This is a genomic window from Pseudomonas hamedanensis, assembly GCF_014268595.2.
GTDB classification, from domain to species: Bacteria; Pseudomonadota; Gammaproteobacteria; order Pseudomonadales; family Pseudomonadaceae; genus Aquipseudomonas; species Aquipseudomonas hamedanensis.
In genome coordinates this window covers 2,028,289-2,050,981 of sequence record NZ_CP077091.1, presented here as the reverse complement: position 1 = coordinate 2,050,981, position 22,693 = coordinate 2,028,289, and the positions used below count along the sequence as shown (strand labels likewise).

At 61.4% G+C, this 22,693-nt stretch carries 15 protein-coding genes; 5 read left to right on the top strand and 10 right to left on the bottom strand.

Annotated features, from left to right (window positions below):
* Nucleotides 1-8: 8 nt before the first annotated feature.
* From HU739_RS08680 to HU739_RS08650, 7 genes are all read right to left on the bottom strand, one after another.
* The gene (locus HU739_RS08680) at nucleotides 9-2,720 is read right to left on the bottom strand and encodes a nitrate reductase (protein WP_186551570.1); all 2,712 of its coding nucleotides are present in this window, start codon (nucleotides 2,718-2,720) and stop codon (nucleotides 9-11) included.
* The gene (nirD, locus tag HU739_RS08675; protein ID WP_186551569.1) at nucleotides 2,720-3,037 is read right to left on the bottom strand and encodes a nitrite reductase small subunit NirD; all 318 of its coding nucleotides are present in this window, start codon (nucleotides 3,035-3,037) and stop codon (nucleotides 2,720-2,722) included. The genes HU739_RS08680 and nirD overlap by 1 nt, the downstream gene beginning before the upstream one ends.
* Nucleotides 3,034-5,487, bottom strand: a complete 2,454-nt coding sequence (gene nirB / locus HU739_RS08670; RefSeq protein WP_186551568.1) for a nitrite reductase large subunit NirB — start codon at nucleotides 5,485-5,487, stop codon at nucleotides 3,034-3,036. The genes nirD and nirB overlap by 4 nt, the downstream gene beginning before the upstream one ends.
* 412 nt (nucleotides 5,488-5,899) lie before the next feature.
* Nucleotides 5,900-7,570 (bottom strand): bifunctional protein-serine/threonine kinase/phosphatase, encoded by a 1,671-nt coding sequence (locus HU739_RS08665; RefSeq protein WP_186551567.1) that lies wholly within the window; start codon nucleotides 7,568-7,570, stop codon nucleotides 5,900-5,902.
* A gap of 7 nt (nucleotides 7,571-7,577) precedes the next feature.
* The gene (locus HU739_RS08660) at nucleotides 7,578-8,789 is read right to left on the bottom strand and encodes a nitrate/nitrite transporter (RefSeq protein WP_186551566.1); all 1,212 of its coding nucleotides are present in this window, start codon (nucleotides 8,787-8,789) and stop codon (nucleotides 7,578-7,580) included.
* Between the two features lie 381 nt (nucleotides 8,790-9,170).
* The gene (locus tag HU739_RS08655; protein WP_007916390.1) at nucleotides 9,171-9,746 is read right to left on the bottom strand and encodes an ANTAR domain-containing response regulator; all 576 of its coding nucleotides are present in this window, start codon (nucleotides 9,744-9,746) and stop codon (nucleotides 9,171-9,173) included.
* Nucleotides 9,747-9,761: 15 nt separating this feature from the next.
* Nucleotides 9,762-10,973, bottom strand: a complete 1,212-nt coding sequence (locus tag HU739_RS08650) for a CmpA/NrtA family ABC transporter substrate-binding protein (RefSeq protein ID WP_186551565.1) — start codon at nucleotides 10,971-10,973, stop codon at nucleotides 9,762-9,764.
* A 218-nt stretch (nucleotides 10,974-11,191) separates the two neighbouring features.
* Here HU739_RS08650 and HU739_RS08645 point away from each other — a divergent pair, with 218 nt between their 5' ends.
* A complete protein-coding gene (locus HU739_RS08645; protein WP_186551564.1) occupies nucleotides 11,192-12,211 on the top strand; it encodes a quinone-dependent dihydroorotate dehydrogenase in 1,020 nt (339 codons plus the stop codon).
* 301 nt (nucleotides 12,212-12,512) lie between these two features.
* Here HU739_RS08645 and rmf read toward each other — a convergent pair whose 3' ends face one another.
* Nucleotides 12,513-12,728: a ribosome modulation factor gene (gene rmf / locus HU739_RS08640; protein ID WP_003223300.1), complete on the bottom strand. Its 216-nt coding sequence runs from the start codon at nucleotides 12,726-12,728 to the stop codon at nucleotides 12,513-12,515.
* A gap of 532 nt (nucleotides 12,729-13,260) precedes the next feature.
* Between rmf and rlmKL the strand changes: the two genes are divergently transcribed.
* On the top strand, nucleotides 13,261-15,531 hold the full coding sequence (gene rlmKL, locus HU739_RS08635; protein ID WP_186551563.1) for a bifunctional 23S rRNA (guanine(2069)-N(7))-methyltransferase RlmK/23S rRNA (guanine(2445)-N(2))-methyltransferase RlmL: 2,271 nt from the start codon (nucleotides 13,261-13,263) through the stop codon (nucleotides 15,529-15,531).
* A 146-nt stretch (nucleotides 15,532-15,677) separates the two neighbouring features.
* Nucleotides 15,678-18,062 carry a sensor domain-containing diguanylate cyclase gene (locus HU739_RS08630; protein ID WP_186551562.1) on the top strand — a complete coding sequence of 795 codons (2,385 nt, stop codon included), beginning with the start codon at nucleotides 15,678-15,680 and terminating at the stop codon, nucleotides 18,060-18,062.
* Between the two features lie 151 nt (nucleotides 18,063-18,213).
* Here the strand turns inward: HU739_RS08630 and dacB are convergent, their stop codons facing one another.
* Nucleotides 18,214-19,674: a D-alanyl-D-alanine carboxypeptidase/D-alanyl-D-alanine endopeptidase gene (dacB, locus tag HU739_RS08625; protein WP_186551561.1), complete on the bottom strand. Its 1,461-nt coding sequence runs from the start codon at nucleotides 19,672-19,674 to the stop codon at nucleotides 18,214-18,216.
* Nucleotides 19,675-19,908: 234 nt separating this feature from the next.
* Here dacB and HU739_RS08620 point away from each other — a divergent pair, with 234 nt between their 5' ends.
* The gene (locus tag HU739_RS08620) at nucleotides 19,909-20,253 is read left to right on the top strand and encodes a YggL family protein (protein ID WP_016773843.1); all 345 of its coding nucleotides are present in this window, start codon (nucleotides 19,909-19,911) and stop codon (nucleotides 20,251-20,253) included.
* Nucleotides 20,254-20,348: 95 nt separating this feature from the next.
* Here HU739_RS08620 and HU739_RS08615 read toward each other — a convergent pair whose 3' ends face one another.
* Nucleotides 20,349-21,539 (bottom strand): benzoate/H(+) symporter BenE family transporter, encoded by a 1,191-nt coding sequence (locus HU739_RS08615; protein ID WP_186551560.1) that lies wholly within the window; start codon nucleotides 21,537-21,539, stop codon nucleotides 20,349-20,351.
* 355 nt (nucleotides 21,540-21,894) lie between these two features.
* Between HU739_RS08615 and HU739_RS08610 the strand changes: the two genes are divergently transcribed.
* Nucleotides 21,895-22,659, top strand: coding sequence for a GntR family transcriptional regulator (locus tag HU739_RS08610; RefSeq protein ID WP_186551559.1), 765 nt, complete (start codon nucleotides 21,895-21,897; stop codon nucleotides 22,657-22,659).
* The last annotated feature ends 34 nt before the right edge of the window (nucleotides 22,660-22,693 follow it).

The window sequence follows — 22,693 nt, the reverse complement described above, 5'->3', positions numbered from 1 at the left end:
TGTCCTCATTAAATGACCGCGACCGGCCGCGTTTCGGCAGCCAGCAGACGCTTGATTTCCGGCACGCAGGAACCGCATTGCGTACCGCATCGGAGATTGGTTTTCAGGGCCTGCAAGTCCATGCCCTGGCGAATGCCCGCGCAGACTGCGTTCAGGCTGACGTTTTCGCAATTGCACAACGTCTTGTCAGTCGCGATGGCCCCGGCGCCGCCCGGTGGTGCGCTCATCGGGGCCAGCAGCCAGCGCCGCAGTTGTTCGTCTGCACGACCTTCGAGCCACAGGCTTTGCAGCCAATGTTGCGCAAGGGTTTCGCCGGCGAGGCGAATCGCTGTGATTCGGCCGTTTTCGATACGCACGCGTTTACCGATGGCACGACGCGGATCGTCGTAGGCCAGAACCGGGCCCTCAAGCAGCGCCAGGCACTGATCGATCTCGCCAAGCAGCTGTGGATCCGGCGCGACGGTGCTGGCGGCGCGTATCAGCAATGCCGGACGTTCACGTCCTACAAGGCTGATACTGACGTAGGAAAATGCCTCACAGAGCGGTCGTAGAGTCTCCAGGTGCCGTTGGACATCGCCCTCGATCAAGGCAAACAGTTGCCACGGCAGGCTCACCGGTTCCAGACGGACGCCGCTGTGCTTGAGTTCTGGTTGTTTGGACAACGGATCGAAGGCCGGCAAGGTCAGGCTGTTGACGCCGCCCTTGAGGAAACGATCGCCCCAGTGCATCGGCAGAAACGCTTGCCCCGGACGCACGCTGTCATCGCTGCCAACCGCGACAATCACCGCGCCGCGACGGCTTTTCAAATTGACCAGATCCCCGGATTGCAAGCGATGCCGGCGCATCTCGTCCGGGTGCAGGCTCAAGACCGCTTCGCTGACATGGCCGAACAATTGCGCGGCGGTGCCGGTACGGCTCATGCCGTGCCACTGGTCACGCAGGCGGCCGGTGAGCAAGGTCAGCGGGAACCGCGCATCGCGCTGCTCTTTGGCGGCGCGGTAGGGATCGGCAATGAACTGCGCGCGGCCATTGCTCGTAGGAAAAATTCCGTCGCTGTACAAGCGCGCCGTGCCCTGGCGGGCGCCAGCCGGGAAGGGCCACTGCTGCGGCCCGATCTCGTCGATCAGTGCGTGACTGATCCCGGACAAATCCAGATCACGCCCGCGGGTCAGCAGTTTGAATTCATCGAACAACTGCGAAGGCTGATCGAAGCTGAACAGGCTCGCGTGCAGCGGCCGCAGACGTTTCTCCAGACGCTGTGCGAAATCTACCGTGATCGCCCAGTCCGGCCGTGCTTCGCCCGGAGCGACAACGGCTTTGCGTACGTGGGAAATGCGTCGCTCGGAATTGGTCACCGAGCCTTCCTTCTCGCCCCAACTGGCGGCGGGCAAGAGCAGGTCGGCAAACGCAGCGGTTTCGGTGGTGCGAAAAGCTTCCTGCAACACCACAAACGGGCAGGCTTCAAGCGCTGTGCGTACTGCGCTTTGATCCGGCATTGACTGTGCGGGGTTGGTACAGGCAATCCACAGCGCCTTGATCTTGCCGCTGCGCACCTGCTCGAACAATTCGATGGCACTCAGGCCAGGCGCTTCCGGCAAGCTTTCTACGCCCCAATACTCCGCCACCTCGGCGCGGTGCTCAGGGTTTGCGGCGTCACGATGGCCGGGCAGCAAGTTCGACAAACTACCGGTTTCCCGCCCACCCATGGCGTTCGGCTGACCGGTCAGCGAGAAAGGTCCTGCACCAGGACGACCGATTTGCCCGGTAGCCAAATGCAGATTGATCAGTGCGCTGTTTTTCGCGCTGCCAGCCGTGGACTGGTTCAGGCCCATGCACCACAGCGACAGAAAGCTTGGCGACGTGCCGACCCATTCCGCGCATTGCTGCAACTGCTCGATGCTGATGCCGCACAGTTGCGAAACCATCTGCGGGGTGTAATCGCGGACCAGCGTTTTCAGCGCGGCGAGGCCTTCGGTATGCGCGCTGATGAAATCGCGATCGACCCAGTCTTCCCACAGCAGCAGGTGCAAAATCCCATGGAACAAAGCGACATCAGTGCCCGGAAGAATCGCCAGATGCAGGTCAGCCAGATCGCAGGTGTCGGTACGACGAGGGTCGATAACGATGACTTTCATCTGCGGACGGCGGGATTTTGCTTCTTCCAGCCGGCGAAAGAGTACCGGGTGGGCGTAGGCCATGTTACTGCCGACGATCATCACGCAGTCACTGAGTTCCAGATCCTCGTAGCTGCACGGTGGTGCATCGGCGCCGAGGCTGCGCTTGTAGCCAACCACCGCTGAAGACATGCACAGCCGCGAGTTGCTGTCGATGTTGTTGGTGCCAACCAATGCCCGCGCAAGCTTGTTGAAGGCGTAGTAGTCCTCGGTGAGCAATTGCCCGGAGATATAGAACGCCACGCTGTCCGGGCCGTGTTCGGCGATGGTCGCGGCGAACACATTGGCGGTGTGCTCCAGCGCGGTGTCCCAGTCAGTGCGGCTGCGCGCCAGGCCTTTGCCCAGACGCAGTTCCGGGTACAAGGCACGGGCGGCGAGGTCGCCGGTCAAGTGCAGCGTCGAGCCTTTGCTGCACAGTTTGCCGAAGTTGGCCGGGTGCGCCGGATCGCCGCTGACGCCGAGGATGCGCTCGCCGTCATGCTCGATCAGCACGCCGCAGCCGACTCCGCAGTAACAGCAGGTCGAGGCGGTCGTCTGGCGGTTCATCAGATGGCGTCCCGCAGGGCCAATTGCACCCGGCCGTTCTCAACCCGTGCCGGATGGTGATGGGCGCAACCGACATCCGGCGCCTGGGCTTCGCCCGACTCCAGGTCGATCTGCCAATTGTGCAGCGGGCAGGCCACACGCTTGCCGTAGATCAGGCCTTGGGACAGCGGCCCGCCCTTATGTGGGCAGCGGTCGTCGAGGGCGAAAACCTCGTCGTCGCTTGTACGAAAAATCGCGATGTCGCCTTTGGGGCCGGCGATGATCCGCGAACCGAGGGCATTGATCTCTTCCAGGGCACAGATATCGAGCCAGTTCATGCCGGCACCTCCAGATTTTTCACAGGGATCACGTCGAATTCTTTTTTCAGTTGCGGCTGCGCCAGACGTTCTTTCCACGGGTCCTGCTCGAATGACAGGGAGAATTGCAGGCGCTCGTTCAAGGCTTTGCGCCGCTCGGCGTCCTCCAGCACGTTCTTCTTGATGTGCTCCATGCCAACCCGTTGCAGGTAGTGCACGGTGCGCTCCAGATAGAAGGCTTCTTCGCGGTACAGCTGCAGGAAAGCGCCGTTGTATTCGCGAACCTCCTCGGCGGTTTTCAGCTTGACGAAGAACTCGGCGACTTCGGTCTTAATCCCGCCGTTACCGCCGATGTACATCTCCCAGCCAGAGTCGACGCCGATAATTCCCACATCCTTGATGCCCGCTTCCGAGCAGTTGCGCGGGCAACCGGACACTGCAAGCTTCACTTTGTGCGGCGACCACATGTTGAACAAGTCATGCTCAAGGTCGATGCCCAGTTGCGTCGAGTTCTGCGTGCCGAAGCGGCAGAACTCGCTGCCAACGCAGGTTTTTACCGTGCGGATGGATTTGCCGTAGGCGTGGCCGGACGGCATGTCGAGGTCTTTCCAGACACCCGGCAAGTCTTGCTTTTTGATCCCCAGCAAATCGATGCGCTGCCCGCCGGTGACCTTGACCATCGGCACGTTGTACTTGTCCGCCACGTCGGCAATCCGGCGCAATTCCGATGGATTGGTCACGCCGCCCCACATGCGTGGCACTACCGAGTACGTGCCGTCCTTCTGGATGTTGGCGTGGGCGCGTTCGTTGATCAGGCGCGATTGCGGGTCGTCCTTGGCCTCGCCCGGCCAGGTGGAAATCAGGTAATAGTTGAGAGCCGGGCGGCACGTCGCACAGCCATTCGGCGTGCGCCAGTTGAGGTAGCCCATGGTGCCGGCGATGGTCAGCAGGTGCTGTTCGCGGATGGCCTGGCGGATTTGCCCGTGGTTGAGGTCGCTGCAACCGCAGATGGCTTTTTCGCTTTTCGGTTTGACGTCAGCCGCGCCGCCCACGGTGTTGATCAGGATCTGCTCGACCAGCCCGGCGCAGGAACCGCAGGAGCTGGCGGCCTTGGTGTGTTTTTTCACTTCGTCAACGCTGAACAGGCCGTGTTCCTGAATCGCTTTGACGATGGTGCCTTTGCACACGCCGTTGCAGCCGCAGACTTCGGCGCTGTCGGCCATGACCATGGCTTTGTCCTGGCCCTGATGTCCTACGTCACCCAAGGCGTTTTCACCAAACATCAAATGATCGCGGATCTCGCCGATGGCGTGGTTCTCACGAATCTGGCGGAAATACCAACCGCCATCTGCCGTATCGCCGTACAGACAGGCGCCGACCAGCACGTCATCCTTGATCACCAGTTTTTTGTACACGCCGCCGATCGGGTCGGAGAGGGTGATGGTCTCGGTGCCTTCACCGCCCATGAAATCGCCGGCAGAAAACAGATCGATGCCGGTGACTTTCAGCTTGGTCGAGGTCACCGACCCCTGATAACGGGCGAAGCCAAGCTGGGCGAGGTGGTTGGCGCAAACCTTGGCCTGTTCGAACAGCGGTGCGACCAGGCCATAGGCGATGCCGCGATGGCTGGCGCACTCGCCGATCGCGTAGATGCGCGGGTCGTAGGTTTGCAGGGTGTCGTTGACCAGAATGCCGCGATTGCACGGGATGCCGGCCTTTTCCGCGAGTTCGGTGTTGGGGCGGATACCGGCCGCCATCACCACCAGGTCGGCAGGAATGATGTCGCCGTTCTTGAATTGCACCGAGCCGACCCGGCCGTTGCCGGCGTCGTGCAGGGCCTGGGTCTGTTCGCACAGGCGAAAGTGCAGGCCGCGGGACTCGAGTGCGCTTTGCAGCAACTGGCCGCTGGTTTTGTCCAGCTGACGCTCGAGCAGCCACTCGCCGAGGTGCACGACCGTGACGTGCATGCCGCGCAGCATCAGGCCGTTGGCCGCTTCAAGGCCGAGCAGGCCGCCGCCGATAACCACGGCATGTTTATGGGTTTTCGCGGTGTCGATCATTGCCTGGGTGTCGGCGATGTCGCGGTATCCGATTACACCCTGCAAGGTGTTGCCGGGGATCGGCAGGATGAACGGCGTCGAGCCAGTGGCGATCAGCAGCCGGTCGTATTCGGCTTCGGTGCCGTCCTCGGCGATCACCCGGCGCTTGACCCGGTCGATCTCCACCACTTTGCGGTTGAGCAGCAACTTGATGTTGTTTTCCAGGTACCAGTCGAGGTCGTTGAGCACGATCTCTTCGAAGGTTTGCTCGCCGGCCAGCACCGGCGATAGCAGGATGCGGTTGTAGTTGGTGTGCGGTTCGGCACCGAAGACCGTGATGTCATAGAGCTCGTCGCTCAGCTTGAGCAATTCTTCCAGGGTGCGGACCCCGGCCATGCCATTGCCGATCATCACCAGTTTGAGTTTTTTCATCAGGTTCTCCGGGGAGCTGCGGCTGGCCTCTGGTGGGCCGTCGGGCCTTGCTCGACAAATTTTGCGCCAACAAAAAAAGGCGTCCCGCTAGTTGCCTAGCGAGGACGCCTTTGTCCTGGTCCCGTTCTCTCGGGAAGCGCAGCCTTCATCGTTGAAGGTTGGGCTTTTATGTATGGTGAGAAGAGTAATGCAGTGGTTGTGCCAACTTGGATGGGGGCGGGTTTATTGGGGATTGGGGATGGGGTGGGTGGTTTTTTTGCACCGAATCGAGGCGTGTTGCTCGTTCGTGGCGCGTTAATTCCTGAAGATCTGTGGTGTCAGGCCTGGCCTCATCGCGAGCAGGCTCACTCCTACAGGGGAACGCATTTCAAATTGTAGGAGTGAGCCTGCTCGCGATAGCCGCACTTCGGTCTCAGCTGTGAAACAACAACACGAGCAGCAGCACATTCCCAAGCAAGGCCACCAACGCCATGGTCCGCCAGACCTTCAACGGCTCCCGCTCCAATAAAGGCCGGGGCCTGACACTCAAACTGCGCCGCTCGCCCTGTTCCAGCTCCAGCAACCACTCTTCGGCCGTTTCGAACCGTTGTTGCGGGTCAGCGGCCACGCCGCGCTCAAGACTCTGCGCCAGCCATTCCGGCAAGTCCGGCCGATAGCGACTGGCGCTGACAGGCACGCCAAATCGGGGGCGCTGGAACGCTTCGATCTCACCGTAGGGAAAGTGCCCGGTCAGCAGGTAATAGAGGGTGATGCCGACCGCATACAAATCCTGTTGTGCACTCGGCGGATCCCCGCGAAACGCTTCCGGGGCGATAAAGCTTGGCGTTCCCGGCAGCGTTGACGGCGTGTCTTCGGACAACCCCGGGCAATACGCCAGGCCGAAATCCAGCACCCGCAGCTCGCCGTCATCGGCCAATAACAGGTTTTCCGGTTTGATATCGCGATGAAAAATCTGCCGCCGATGCAGCAACCCGACCGCACGTAACAGCCGTTCGGCGATGTCCTGCCACTGCGCCATCGGCAACGGGCCGCTCTGCTGGAAGCGCTGCGCCAGAGTCATGCCGGAATATTCACGCATCACGTAGTACAAATGCTGACGCTGATGGCAGGCATGGACTTCAGGAAAATGGCGGCCGGCCACGCGTTTGAGAAACCATTCCTCAGACAGCAGCGCTTGCCCGGCCTGAGCATCAGCGCTTGAACGCGAGGGCAGGGTTTTCAGCAGCCATGGCAGGCCCTGTCCGTCCGTGACCCGATACAACAGCGATTGCTGACTCTGCGCGGCAATGCCCTGCACTTGCCAGCCTTCAAAAGCCTGGCCGGGTTTCAGCGCTGGCGGCAAGGGCCATTGCTGCAAATGAATCAGCGCATCGCCAAGGTTCGCCTCGCCGACATGATCGACCCGAACGAGCAAGGCACTGGCATTGTCCTGACTTCCGGCCAGATGCGCGGCGTTGATCAAGGTGCGGGCGGCGCTGTGCAGATCGGGCTGATCGCGCAAGATCGCGGCGATCGCGGTATCGCCCAGGGTCGACCACACTCCGTCGCTCAGCAGCACAAAACGCTCGCCGTCACGCAGCTCGCCGTCGAGAAAGTCCAGCACCAGATGTTGATCCAGCCCCAGCGCCCGTTTGAGCACATGCTGCATGCCCGGTTGCTCCCAGACGTGATCCTCGGAGATCCGTTGCAGGCTGTCGGCGTGCCAGCGATAGACCCGGCAGTCGCCGACATGGGCGAGGGTGAACCGCCGGCCACGCATGACGAGCGCGCTGACGGTGGTGAGCAGCGGCTGCCCACCGCCATTGGCCTGCAGCCAGCGGTTCTGCGCGAGCAACAGGCGATCCAGTGCCTGGGCCACGCTCCAGGTTTCCGGGGTGGCGTAATAGTCCAGTGCCAGGGCCTGCAAGGTCGAGCGCGCGGCGAGGCCGCCATCGGCACATTGACTGACGCCATCGGCAATGGCGAACAGATAACCCTTGCTCGCGGCCAGCGCCGGCGCCGGTGTCACCGAACGCAAAGCGTCCTGGTTTTCCGCACGCGGGCCGGTGGCGCTGGCTTCGGCAAAGCTCAATTGCAGGGCCATTGAAGCCTCAGACCCGTGCCGCCGTGACGGCCGCCGAACCCCAGGTGGTTCTCCAGCGGCGTTTCACCCCGTGCAGACCAAACCAGGCGAGGATGCCCAGGCTGGCGAACAACCACAGGGCAAGCTGGTAACTGCCGGTGCTTTGCTTGATCGCGCCCATGCCGGCGGCCAAGGCGAAACCACCGATCCCGCCGGCCATGCCGATCAGCCCGGTCATCACGCCGATTTCCAGACGAAAGCGCTGGGGCACCAACTGGAACACCGCGCCATTACCGGCGCCGAGACCGAGCATGGTGCAGACGAACAGTGCCAGCGCCGCGTAGGAACTTGGCAGGTTGAAGCCCACGGCCGCGATGCAGATGGCCGCCACGGTGTACATCGCCAGCAGCGTGCGAATGCCGCCGAAGCGATCCGCCAGTGCGCCACCCAGCGGCCGCATCAGGCTGCCGCCGAACACGCAGGCCGCGGTGTAGTAGCCGGCGGTCACCGGGCTCAGGCCGTATTGGTCGTTGAAGTAGCCGGGCAGGGCGCTGGCCAGACCGATGAAACCGCCGAAGGTTACGCTGTAGAAAAACATGAACCACCAGCTGTCGCGATCGCCAAGGGCCTTGAAGTAGTCGGCCATGGCTTTCGGTTTTGGCCGCTGTGGGGCGTTTTTCGCCAGCCACGCAAATAGCACCAAGGTCAGGATCAGCGGGATCAGAGCGAAACCGAACACGTTGCTCCAGCCGAACGCGGCGGCAATCACCGGGGCGAGCAGGGCGGCGAACACGGTGCCGGAGTTGCCCGCACCGGCAATGCCCATGGCTTTGCCCTGATGTTCTGGCGGATACCACTGCGAGGCCAGCGGCAGGGCTACGGCGAACGAGGCGCCGGCCATGCCGAGGAACAGACCGAGGATCAGCGCCTGTTCATAACTGTGGATGCCGAGCTTCCACGCGCCGAACAGCGCGCAAATGACGATGACCTGGCCGATCAGTCCGGCCGTCTTCGGCGACAAGCGATCGGCCAGCATGCCCATGGCGAAGCGCAACACCGCACCGGCCAGGATCGGCGTGGCGACGACGAGGCCGCGCTGTTGCGTGGTCAGGTGCAAATCGGCGGCAATCTGCACCGCCAGCGGGCCGAGCAGGTACCAGACCATGAAGCTCAGGTCGAAATACAGGAAGGCCGCGAACAGGGTCGGGGTATGGCCGGATTTCCAGAAGCTTGAATTCATCGCGCACCTCGGCTGAAAAGAGTCTCGAAAGGAGTCATGTACAGCAGGTGGAGCGCCGCACGGCCGCACCACCGGCCCCGGTCTGTGGGGCCAAAACGCAAAAACGCCGCTACCTGATTCGCCGGGGGGCGAACGGGGTGAGCGACGTCTTTGTCGTAGGTGGGGCAACCGCCGTTGGTTACCTGTGCGGTTTACATAGCGAGATTTGTGCCAAGGCTTGAAAAGATCGCAGCCTCGTTGCACTCGTCAGCTCCTACAGAAGGGTCAGATCGTTCCCATGCTCCGCGTGGGAATGCCGCCAGGGACGCTCCGCGTCCGCTCTTGCGAAGTGACGCAGAGCGTCACGGGATGCATTCCCACGCAGAGCGTGGGAACGATCGGTCAGCCCAGCAACTCACTCATGGCAATGATCTGCTCCGCCACCTGAATCAGCTTCTGCTGGCGGCTCATGGCCTGGCGGCGCATCAGGGTGTAGGCCTCTTCCTCGTTGCAATCCTTCATTTTCATCAACAAGCCCTTGGCCAGCTCGATGCGCTTGCGCTCGGCCAGTTGTTGGTCGCGCGCCTGCAACTGCGCGCGCAGGGCCTGATCGCTTTCGAAGCGGGCCATCGCCACGTCGAGAATCGGCTGCAAGCGCTGTGCGTGAATGCCTTCGACAATGTAGGCACTGACCCCGGACTTGATCGCCTGACGCATCACCCCCGGATCATGCTCGTCGGTAAACATCACGATCGGCCGTGGCTGGTCGCGGCTGACCAGCACCACTTGCTCCATGACGTCACGGCTCGGTGACTCGGTATCGATCAGGATCACGTCCGGGCGCACCGTTTCGACGCGCGCGGGCAGGTCGATGGTCAGGCCGGACTCGTCGATCACCTCGAAACCGGCTTCGGTCAGCGCGGCTTTCAGGCGGCCGACCTTTTTCGCGGTGTCGTTGATCAGCAGAATGCGCAACATATTCGCGGTCTCCTGTCAGCGGCGGGCAAGAAGGGGAGCGTCGTCGCTCAGGGCGTGCAAGCGAAAGCTGCGCGCATAGCCGGCCGGGTCGCTGCCATCCCAGATTTTGCCGTCGAGCAACTGGCTGCTGCGCATGTCGGTGCTCCCGGCAGTGACCCCGACGGCGCTGGCCGCGGCGCGATAAACGTCCAGCTGTTGAACCTGACGCGCCACGGCCAGGTAATCCGGGTCTTCGCGCAGCAGGCCCCAGCGGCGAAATTGCGTCATGAACCACATGCCGTCGGAGAGGTACGGCAGATTGACCTCGCCCTGAGCGTGAAAGCGCAGCGCATGCGGGTCCTGCCAGCGATTGCCGAGGCCGTCGGCGTAGTCTCCGAGAAAGCGTGGCTCGATGCAGGCGGCGGGCGCGTCGAGGTATTCGGCGGCACTGAGCAGTTGTGCCGTGCTGCGCCGGTTCTCCGCGCTTTCTTCGATGAAGCGGCTGGCTTCCAGAATCGCCATGACCAGGGCTCGCGCGGTGTTCGGGTACTGTTCGACGAATTCGCGGGTGCAGCCGAGGACTTTTTCCGGGTGGTCGGGCCAGATGGTCTGGCTGGTGGCGAGGGTGAAGCCCAGATCCTGCTGCACAGCGCTGGCGGCCCACGGTTCGCCGACGCAGAAACCGTCAATGCGGCCGGCTTGCAGGTGCGCGACCATTTGCGGCGGCGGCACGACCACGCTGTCGACATCCTGCAATGGATGGATGCCCTGGCTTGCCAGCCAGTAATACAACCACATTGCGTGAGTGCCGGTGGGGAAGGTCTGGGCGAAGGTCAGTTTTGCGCGGCTTTGGTGCACGTGCCGATCCAGCGCTTCAGGACTGGTCACACCGAGGGTTTGCAGGCCGTGCGAAAGGTTGAGGCTCTGCCCGTTCTGGTTCAGGCCCATCAGCACCGCCATGTCGGTCGCAGCGACACCGCCGATGCCCAGGTGCACCGCGTAAATCAAGCCGTACAAGCTGTGCGCGGCATCGAGTTCGCCGCTGACCAGGTTGTCGCGCAGGTTCGCCCATGAGGCCTGGCGCTTGAGATTCAACGTCAGGCCGTAAGGCTGGGCGAAACCCTGTGTCGCGGCGACGACCACCGAGGCGCAATCGCTCAGGGCCATGAAGCCAAGGTTGATCGCGGTTTTTTCCGGGGCATCGCTGCCATTGACCCAGGCCAGCGGCCCTGGCGAAAGTTCATTCATACAACCCACCTCAAAAAAAACGCCGTCCCGGATGTTGCGCTGCAACCCCGGAAACGACGCCATTGTCCTTACCCGCCTGCCGCCATTGGTCTGCGCGCTGATACTGCATCGGTGCAAGGCATATGCCAGTGCCAGCGATTTGTCCGTGCGCCTCGCGCGGTGGGGCGATGCCCGGCTATAATCGCCGCCTCTTTTCGCCGCCCGAGTCATCGCCGCCCATGTACACCCTGGCCCGTCAGCTGTTGTTCAAACTTTCCCCGGAAACCTCCCACGATCTGTCGCTGGACCTGATCGGCGCGGGCGGGCGTTTGGGCCTTAACGGCTTGCTGTGCAAGGCGCCGGCAAAAGTGCCGGTGACGGTCATGGGTCTGGAATTTCCCAACCCGGTGGGTCTGGCCGCCGGTCTGGACAAGAACGGCGCGGCCATCGATGGCTTTGCCCAACTGGGCTTCGGGTTTGTCGAAATCGGCACCGTGACGCCGCGTCCGCAGCCGGGCAATCCGAAGCCGCGAATCTTCCGCCTGCCGGAAGCCGAGGCGATCATCAACCGCATGGGTTTCAATAACCTTGGCGTGGATAACCTGCTGGCGCGAGTGGCCGCGGCGAAATACAAGGGCGTGCTGGGTATCAATATCGGCAAGAACTTCGACACCCCGGTCGAGCGTGCAGTCGACGATTACCTGATTTGCCTGGACAAGGTCTACGCCCACGCCAGCTATGTGACAGTCAACGTCAGTTCGCCAAATACCCCGGGCCTGCGCAGCCTGCAGTTCGGTGACTCGCTCAAGCAACTGCTCGCCGACCTGGCCACCCGTCGCGCCGAACTGGCCTTGCGCCACGGCAAGCACGTGCCCCTGGCGATCAAGATCGCGCCGGACATGACCGACGAAGAAACCGCTCAGGTCGCACAGGCACTGATCGAAACCGGCATGGACGCGGTGATTGCCACCAACACCACCCTCAGCCGTGTCGGGGTTGAAGGCATGGAACATGGCGACGAGGCGGGCGGCCTGTCCGGTGCGCCGGTGCGCGACAAGAGCACGAACACCGTGAAGGTGCTGGCCGCCGAGCTGGCGGGACGCTTGCCAATCATCGCCGCAGGCGGGATTACCGAGGGCAAGCATGCGGCAGAGAAGATCGAAGCGGGTGCGAGCCTGGTGCAGATCTATTCGGGCTTCATCTATAAAGGCCCGGCGCTGATTCGCGAATCGGTGGATGCCATCGCCGCGCTGCGCTAAGTCTTACTGAAAACTTGTGGGGAGCCTTTGTGGCGAGGGGATTTATCCCCGTTGGGTTGCGCAGCAGCCCCAAATCCTTCAAACGCGATGTGCCGGGTAAGTTGAAGATTCAGACGTCGCGACTGCTGCGCAGCCGAGCGGGGATAAATCCCCTCGCCACAGGGATCTCTGTAAACCTTGTTTCCGGGCATAAAAAAGGGCTCCTCAAAGGAGCCCCTGGGCCGTAGCCCGCCGTCCGGGAAGGACGTGCGTGGTTAATTCGTTGCTAGTCAGATTGTCGTGTCGGAATAAATGCCCTGTGTCAGCCGACGGCGTGAAGTTCGTTGAGTCTGTGGATTCCCGCAGTGCCGGTCATACCGTCCCAGTTGTCGCCGCGTCCTTCTCGCCAGCCGTTGATCCAGGCTTGGCGTACCGACGGTAGAGTAAATGGGCAAAGCTCACGGGATTTGCCACCAACGCCATATTGATATCCGCGCAAAAATGCTCTTTCCAACGGATCACGCTTAAGTCTTCTCATAGGGTGTTTCCCTCACTTGTTGACTGTTTGTGTCGCGTCGACCTCAACCGAGGCCTGGCAGAAAGAAACCTGCCATGATGCGGCTCGCTGCCGGCGTGGCGAGCCAAGGTGTTGACGCCGTTGCGACGTCAACCTGTGCTCAGTTCTAACCAATGAGTCACACCGAGGGAATGATCGTTTTGTCATAAGCACGTAACGAAAGTAGTGCTACAGCCATAAGTAAAGATGTGTTTCATCGACGTTTTTTCGGCAAACCCCGGTATGATCGGCGCTGCGCTGGATGATGGGGTTAATGCTTAAGTGAGAATGACCTACGTTCGCGCTGGGGTACTAAGCGACGAAGGGTCGCTTTAAGACTTTTTATTTCGCCAACTTTTTTATCTGTCCTGGCATCTAAGCTCTTTTAACCCGAGCAGCGGGGACGGAACGGCACACCTTCGTGCCACGCGGGCGTTCTTTTAGAAAAGCGCCTGATTGAAAACCGGGTCGGCAATGCGTTGCCGATTCACTAGCCAAAGGCTCTGGAAATACCATGTCCGACCGTTTCGAACTCTTCCTCACTTGCCCCAAAGGCCTCGAAGGCCTGCTCATCGAGGAAGCCGTCGGGCTTGGCCTTGAAGACGCGCGCGAGCACACCTCCGCCGTGCGTGGCATGGCAACCATGGAAACCGCGTATCGCCTGTGCCTCTGGTCACGTCTGGCCAACCGCGTGTTGCTGGTACTCAAACGTTTCCCGATGAAAGACGCCGAAAACCTGTACCACGGCGTTCTCGACATCGACTGGCAGGACCACATGCTCAGCGACGGCACCCTGGCCGTTGAGTTCAGCGGTCACGGCTCGGGCATCGATAACACGCACTTCGGCGCCCTCAAAGTCAAAGACGCCATCGTCGACAAACTGCGCACCCCGCAAGGCGACCGTCCGTCGATCGACAAGCTCAACCCGGACCTGCGCATTCACCTGCGTCTGGATCGCGGCGAAGCGATCCTCTCCCTTGATCTCTCCGGCCACAGCCTGCACCAGCGCGGTTATCGCTTGCAGCAGGGCGCCGCGCCGCTGAAGGAAAACCTCGCGGCAGCGATCCTGATCCGTTCCGGCTGGCCGCGCATTGCCGCCGAAGGCGGCGCACTGGCGGACCCGATGTGCGGTGTCGGCACCTTCCTCGTTGAAGCGGGGATGATCGCCGCCGACATGGCGCCGAACTTGCGTCGCGAGCAGTGGGGTTTTACTGCCTGGCTCGGTCACGTACCGGCGCTGTGGAAAAAACTTCACGAAGAGGCCGTCGAACGTGCTGCGGCCGGCCTGGCCAAGCCACCGCTGTGGATTCGCGGTTACGAAGCCGACCCACGCCTTATTCAACCGGGCCGTAACAACGTCGAGCGCGCCGGTCTGAGCGAGTGGATCAAGATCTATCAGGGCGAAGTCGCGACCTTCGAGCCGCGTCCGGACCAGAACCAGAAAGGTCTGGTGATCTGCAACCCGCCGTACGGCGAGCGTCTCGGCGATGAAGCGAGCCTGTTGTACCTCTACCAGAACCTCGGCGAGCGCCTGCGCCAGGCCTGCCTGAACTGGGAGGCCGCGGTGTTTACCGGCGCGCCTGATCTGGGCAAGCGCATGGGCATCCGCAGCCACAAACAGTATTCGTTCTGGAATGGCGCGTTGCCGTGCAAGCTGCTGTTGATCAAGGTGTTGCCGGATCAGTTCGTCACTGGCGAGCGCCGCACTCCGGAACAGCGTCAGGCCGAGCGCGAGCAAGCGGCCTACGATCAGACCCCGGACGAGCCGCAAGAACGCAAGTTCAACAAGAACGGCAACCCGATCAAACCGACACCCGCGCCGGCACCGGTGATCGAGCAACCGCGCTTGAGCGAAGGCGGGCAGATGTTTGCCAACCGCCTGCAAAAGAACCTCAAGGCGATAGGCAAGTGGGTCAAGCGCGAAGGCATCGATTGCTACCGCGTTTATGATGCCGACATGCCGGAATACGCGATGGCGATCGACCTGTACCACGATTGGGTGCACGTCCAGGAATACGCCGCGCCAAAATCCATCGACCCGGAAAAAGCCTCGGCACGGATGTTCGACGCCCTGGCCGCGATCCCGCAGGCACTGAACGTCGACAAGAACCGCGTAGTGGTCAAGCGCCGCGAGCGCCAGAGCGGCACCAAGCAGTACGAGCGTCAGGCTGCGCAGGGCAAGTTCGTCGAGGTGAATGAAGGCGGTGTGAAGTTGCTGGTCAACCTCACCGATTACCTCGACACCGGCCTGTTCCTCGATCACCGGCCGATGCGCATGCGCATTCAGAAAGAGGCCGCCGGCAAGCGCTTCCTCAATCTGTTCTGCTACACCGCGACCGCCAGCGTGCACGCGGCCAAGGGCGGGGCGCGCAGTACCACCAGCGTCGACCTGTCGAAAACCTATCTGGACTGGGCACGTCGCAACCTGTCGCTGAACGGCTTTTCGGACAAGAACCGTCTGGAGCAGGGCGACGTGATGGCGTGGCTGGAAAGCTGCCGTGACGAGTACGACCTGATCTTTATCGATCCGCCGACGTTCTCCAACTCCAAGCGCATGGAAGGCATTTTCGACGTGCAGCGCGATCAGGTGCAGTTGATCGACCTGGCCATGGCGCGTCTGGCACCGGGCGGCGTGCTGTACTTCTCCAACAACTTCCGCAAGTTCCAGTTGGAGGACAACCTCGCCGAGCGATACGCGGTCGAGGAAATCAGCGCGCAGACCATTGATCCGGATTTTGCCCGTAACACCAAGATCCACCGCGCCTGGAACATCACGGCCCGTTGACGCTGCCGCTGGCTGGATTCACAGAGCCTTGATTTTTAAAGGCTCCGTGGATCCGCCGGCGCTAGCTAAATTAGTGGCTAATAGCTATAACTCACACACGGTCAATGGGGTTTTTCCCATGAATGCTGGCGTAGTGAGTTGTCTTTATGTCGTTACACCCCGTGCGCCCCAAAATCCTGGGTTTTATCAGCGAAGACGTCTCGGCCTGGCTGGTCGCGCTGCTGGTATTGCTTGCCGGCGGGATACTCACGGGGCTGCTCGCGTGGGGCACCTTCAACCAGTTTGAGCAACAATCGCGTCAGCGCTTTCAACTGCTGGCCAATGAACGTTACAGCCGCATCGAAGAGCGTTTCCAGGACCAGGAACAGCGTCTGGACAGCCTGCGCCGCTTCTTCGCCAATTCCGAATCGGTGACCCGCGCTGAATTCGACGGTTACGCCCAACCTTTGTTGCTACGCACCCAGGCCTACTCGTTCGCGCTACGGGTCAGTGACGCCGAACGATCGGCGTTTGAGCAGCGTGCGCGCGAGGAAGGCCTGAGCGCGTTCACTGTTCGCGAACTCAACGAACACGGTGAACTGGAACTGGCGGCACGTCGCGACGAGTACGTGGCGGTGTTGTACAGCCAGACGCAGAGCCGTCTCCCTGCACCGTTCGGATACGATCTGCTGGCGCAACCGCTGCGTCGTGACGCCCTCGATCGGGCTGACAGACTCGGCAGCCTGGTAGTGTCGCAACCTATGCATCTGGTGGGTATCGAGCCGTCTTACGCACGCGGTGTGCTGCTGCTGGCGCCGGTGAGCCGTGCGGGTCAGTCACGGCCGTTTGGCTACGTCATGGCGGTGATCAGCATGCGCCAGTTGCTGGCAGACGGCTTGCCCGATGCGTTGCACGATTACCTCTCGGTGCGCATCCTCGACCTGTCGACCCATGATCAGCACGAAGTATTGTTCGAGTCGACCAATGAGGCGATACCCGGTGATTTGTCGGCGACCCGGCTGGTGCGCATGGCCGATCATGATTATCAGGTCGATATCCTGCCCAGCTACGCCTTTATGCAGGCCAACCATTCGTCGGTTGGCAGCGTGATCGTTCTCGGCGGGTTGCTTAGTGTGTTGCTCAGCGCCTTGTTGTATGTGCTGGTCAGTCAGCGTCAGCGCGCATTGCGTCTGGTCCAGTTGCGCACCCAGGAGCTGCACGCGCGTGAGCAGGAACTGCGCGGCACCCACGGTCAGTTACGCGGAGTATTGAATGCCGCCACCCAGGTTGCAATCATCGCTACCGATCTGCGTGGCGTGATCAGCACGTTCAACCCCGGCGCCGAACAGATGCTCGGTTACAGCAGTGCCGATGTGGTCGGGCACATGACCCTGGAAAACCTGCACCTGCCCCGCGAGCTGTCGGCGCGGGCCGCGGAGTTGAGTGTGCGTTACGGCAAAAACATCCCCACCTGCCACGCGATGTTGGTCGAGGGTGGCGAAGTCGGCGGTCACGAAGCCCGTGAATGGACGCTGGTGCGCAGCGATGGCAGCCATTTGCCGGTGAACATGCTCGCCACGCCGGTGCTGGATGAACAGGGCTTGTGGGTCGGGCATCTGGCGATTTGCATCGACATCACCGAGCGCAAACGCGTGCACGAAGTCCTGGCCGCGCGGGATGTACTGCTCAAGAAGCTGAGTGCCCATGTACCCGGTGGCATCTATCAATTCAAAATGGAATTCGACGGGCGTTTCAGCGTGAACTATGCCAGCGATGGCATCCGCGAGATTTACGAGCTGGAGCCCGACGTGCTGTTGTTCGACGCTGAGGCGATTTTCACACGGATCCATCCACAGGACGTCACGCGCGTGCGCACCTCCATCCGCACTTCGGCGGAGAGTCTCAGTCCGTGGCGCGAGGAGTACCGTGTGCAATTACCCGAGCGAGGCCTGCGCTGGGTACGCGGCGAGGCAACGCCGGAAGAGCTGCCGGGCGGTGGCGTCCTCTGGCATGGCTACATTTCGGATATTTCCGACCTCAAGCGCGTGGAGGAAGAGTTGCGCGCGTTGTCGGTGACCGACTCATTGACCGGCATTTACAACCGTCGCTATTTCCAGGAGCGCCTGACCACCGAGATGGCCCGGGTCGAGCGTGGCGGCGGCGAGTTATCGGTGATCATGCTCGACATCGACCATTTCAAGCGCATCAACGACCACTACGGCCACGCGGTCGGAGACCGGGTGCTGCAAGCGGTGTGCGAACGCATCGGCCATCGCCTGCGCCGCACTGACGTGTTCTGCCGGTTGGGCGGTGAAGAATTCATGGTGCTGTGCCCGGACATCGACGCCGAGCACGCTTACATGCTCGCGATGGAACTGTGGGAGGGCTTGCGCAGTGCACCGGTAGATGTCGTCGGCGTAGTCACCGCCAGCTTCGGCATCGCCAGTTGGCACCCGGGAGAGGGCGCGGACGCCTTGTTACTGCGTGCGGACTCGGGGGTATACGCAGCGAAGCAGAATGGCCGCGACCGGGTTGAGCGGCCGATGAACTAAGCCGTCACGCCGATCCCTTGTAGAAACTGGTCATTGTGGTGAGGGAGCTTGCTCCCGCTTGAGTGCGCAGCGCTCACGAGATGTTGGGGCCGCTGCGCAGCCCAGCGGGAGCAAGCTCCCTCGCCACAAAATCCTTTTGATGATTCGGTAATTACAGGGCCGAAGCGGTCTGTGGCAGTTTCGGCTGTTTATACAAATCCAGCAGGACCTGATCGAGCACCGACGAGGCGCCAAACGGTGCCTTGTCGTTGAGGATCGCCACCACCGCCCAGGTGTTGCCGTTCACATCACGGCTGAAACCGGCAATCGCCCGCACGGTGTTCAGGGTGCCGGTCTTGACGTGCGCTTCACCGCGCATCGCCGTGGTTTTCAGGCGTTTGCGCATCGTGCCGTCGGTACCGGCGATTGGCAGCGAGCTGATGTATTCGGCGGCGTACGGGCTGTGCCAGGCGGCTTGCAGCATGTTCGCCATCTCGCGTGCGCTGACCCGCTCGGCGCGCGACAGACCGGAGCCGTTTTCCATCACCAGATGCGGTGCGGTGATGCCTTTCTTCGCCAGCCACTGACGCACCACGCGCTGCGCTGCCCTGGCGTCATCACCGTCGGCTTCGTTGCGGAAACGCTGGCCGAGGCTGAGGAACAGCTGCTGGGCCATGGTGTTGTTACTGTATTTGTTGATGTCGCGGATGATCTCCGCCAGGTCCGGCGAGTAGGCGCGGGCGAGCAGCTTGGCGCTGCTCGGTGTCGGCGCCAGACGATCCTTGCCCTGGATGCTGCCACCCAGTTCTTTCCAGATCGCGCGAACGGCGCCGGCGGTGTAAGTCGCGTGGTCGAGCAGCGACAGGTAAGTCTGCGAGCTGCAGCCTTCGCCCAACTGACCGCCAACGGTCACGGTCACGCTGCCATCGGCCTGCGCCACCGGGTTGTAGCGTACGCCGCCGGTGCATTGTTTGGACGGCAGGGCCTTGACGGTGTTCTCGATGCGGATGCTGGCGATCGGCGGCTCTACCGAAATCAATACGCGGCCACCGTCGTTGCGCGCAACGAAGCGCAGGGCCTTGAGGTTGACCAGCAGCGAGTCGGGCTTGACCAGAAACGGCTTGTTGTCGTCGTTGCCGTCATCGTTGAACTCCGGCAGTTGCGGCTGCACGAAGAAGTTGCGGTCAAGGATCAGGTCCCCGGTGATCTGGGTCACGCCATTGGCACGCAGGTCGCGCATCAGCAGCCAGAGTTTCTCCATGTTCAGCTTCGGATCGCCGCCACCCTTGAGGTAGAGGTTACCGTTGAGAATGCCGCCGCTCAGGTCGCCGTCGGTGTAGAACTCGGTTTTCCACTGATGGTTGGGGCCGAGCATTTCCAGCGCCGCATAGGTGGTGACCAGTTTCATGGTCGAGGCCGGGTTGACCGACACATCGGCGTTGAACACGGTCGGCGTGCCCGGACCGTCGAGCGGCACCATGACCAATGACAGTGCGCTGGGTTGCAGCTTGCTGGCCTTGAGGGCTTTTTCGACGTTCGGAGTGAGAGAGGTGTTGATGGTGGCAGCGCAAACGGGTAAGGCCAGGGGCAGAAGAAGGCCGGCGAGAAGCAGTGGACGCAACGATTTGATCATATGAAATAAAACCCTGCTGAAGAGGGGGAAAAAGACGAGGACATGGATGAAAAGGTCCTCAGTGGTCATGAAAGTGTCGGCATTATGCCCCAAGCTGTTACAGCTTGTGCCGTGTCAGGGGCGGCCAATACGTTATTTTTTTACAGGCGGTCGGCCACAGCGGCCAGAGAGTCGGGCAATCGCTGGCTTAAACTGGTAAAGTGCCGGCCGTTATTACTTAAGAGGATTGTTCCAATGGCGACTAACCGTTCCCAGCGTCTGCGCAAAAAACTGTGCGTTGATGAATTTCAAGAGCTGGGTTTCGAACTGAACCTGGACTTCAAAGAAGACTTGTCCGAAGAAGCCATTGACGCTTTCCTCGAAGCATTCATCAAAGAAGCCATGGAAGCCAACGGTCTGGGTTATGTTGGCGGCGACGACTTCGGTCTGGTGTGCCTGCAGAAGCGTGGCTCGGTCAACGAAGAGCAGCGCGCTGCCGTTGAAGCCTGGCTGAAAAACCGCTCCGAGCTGACCAAGTACGAAGTCAGCCCGTTGCTGGACGTTTGGTATCCGGAAAAGCCGATCAACGCGGCGAAGTGATACTGAAAAAAACGGCGACCTGAGGGTCGCCGTTTTTTTTCGTCTGTGGTTTGGGCGTTCGGCTTGGATTGTTCCCACGCGGAGCGTGGGAACGATCAATCGTTGCGACAGTTCAGGATGAGCAAGGTCAACACCCCCGCAACAATCCCCCAAAATGCCGAACCAATGGAAAACAGCGTCAGCCCCGATGCCGTTACCATAAAGGTGATCAACGCCGCTTCCCGTTCCTTCGCCTCGCTCATGGCAATGCTCAAGCCGTTGATGATCGAGCCGAACAGCGCCAGCGCGGCAATCGACAGCACCAGTTCTTTGGGTAACGCGGCAAACAACGCCGCCAGCGTCGCGCCGAAGACACCGGCAATCCCGTAGAAAACCCCGCACCACACCGCCGCGGTGTAGCGCTTGTTGCGATCTTCGTGGGCATGCGGGCCGGTGCAGATCGCCGCGCTGATGGCCGCGAGGTTGATGCCGTGGGAGCCGAACGGCGCCAGCAGCAGCGAAGCGATGCCGGTGGTGGTGATCAGCGGCGAGGCGGGCACGGTGTAGCCGTCGGCACGTAATACGGCGATACCCGGCATATTCTGTGATGTCATTGCCACGACGAACAACGGGATGCCGATGCTGATGGTTGCGGCCAGGGAAAAATGTGGCGTGGTCCATACCGGTGTCGCGATTTCCAGATGAAAACCACTGAAATCCAGCAGGCCCATGAAGCCTGACAACGCGGTGCCGATCAGCAGTGCGGCGAGTACTGCATAGCGCGGCGACAGGCGCTTGATTATTAAATAGGTAAAGAACATCCCCAGCACCAGCCCGGTGCGGTGTTGCGCGGCGACGAAGATTTCGCTGCCGATCTTGAACAGGATCCCTGCGAGCAACGCCGCCGCCAGCGAGGCCGGAATCTTTTTCACCAGCCGTTCGAAGCTGCCGGTCAGCCCGCAGATCGTCACCAGCACCGCGCAGGTGATATAGGCGCCGATGGCCTCGCCATAACTCACGCCGCCCAGACTGGTGATCAGCAGGGCCGCGCCGGGCGTTGACCAGGCGATGGTGATCGGCGTGCGATAGCGCAGCGACAGGCCGATCGAGCACACCGCCATGCCAATCGAAATCGCCCAGATCCAAGAGGAAATCTGCCCGCTGGTCAGGCCGGCCGCTTGCCCGGCCTGGAACATCAGCACCAGGGAACTGGTGTAGCCGGTCATCATCGCGATGAAGCCGGCGACGATGGCGGAGGGGGAAGTGTCGGCGAGCGGGCGCAGTCGGGTGTGGGTGGCTTCGGTCATGACGGCGGTGTTCCTTATACCAGTGAAGATCTCCCCTTTGACGCAATCTTCTGTAGGAGTGAGCCTGCTCGCGATGGCGGTGTGTCATTCAGCAATAATTCGACTGACACACCGCCATCGCGAGCAGGCTCACTCCTACAGGGATTGTGCATAGAAGGCGGATTCTGCGATCAAGCCTAAACTCAAACCTGACAAACCGTTGCAATACAGCCGAAGTCGCAAATAGCCGTACAGTCGTGTTGCCACCATTCATTGTGTACAATCGCGCTGTTTTTTACGCGATACTTGCCAGCGACCTACTGTGCCGTATTACAGTCACGGTCTATTCGCCGCAGTTTTCCCGACTCGAGTGCCCATGAACGAACAGTTGCAACCCCTCAAGAAACAACCGCGAGCAGGCAAAGCCGGCCGCAGCGGAACCCAGGACGATATTGTCTACGCGCATATCTTCGAGGCGATCCTCGAACAGCGCCTGGCGCCCGGCACCAAATTGAGCGAAGAAGCGCTGGGGGAAATCTTCGGGGTCAGCCGCACCATCATTCGCCGCGCGCTGTCGCGTCTGGCCCATGAAGGCGTCGTGCTGTTGCGGCCCAACCGTGGCGCGGTGGTTGCCAGCCCGAGCGTTGAAGAAGCGCGTCAGGTGTTCATGGCCCGTCGTCTGGTCGAGCGCGCGATCACCGAACTGGCGGTGCAACACGCCACCACCGAGCAAATCGCCGAACTGCGGCAGATGGTCAATGACGAGCGCGACAGTTTCTCCCGTGGTGATCGCGGCGCCGGCATTCGTCTGTCGGGCGAATTCCACCTGAAACTGGCCGAAGCGGCAAAAAATGCACCGTTGGTGAGCTTCCAGCGGAGCCTGGTCTCGCAGACCTCGCTGATCATTGCCCAGTATGAAAGCGGCAATCGTTCGCACTGTTCGTATGACGAGCACACCCAGTTGATCGACGCGATCGAGAAGCGCGACGCTGAGCTGGCGGTGAATCTGATGATGCACCACATGGATCACATCGACAGCAAGCTTAACCTCGACGAGGAAGGCGCGTCGGATGACTTGCATGCGGTGTTTTCGCATTTGTTGCAGACCAAGAAGCCGGGACGGTCGAGCGCCAAGCTCTGACCTGAAACCGAGTCGCTCCCTTCGCGAGCAAGCC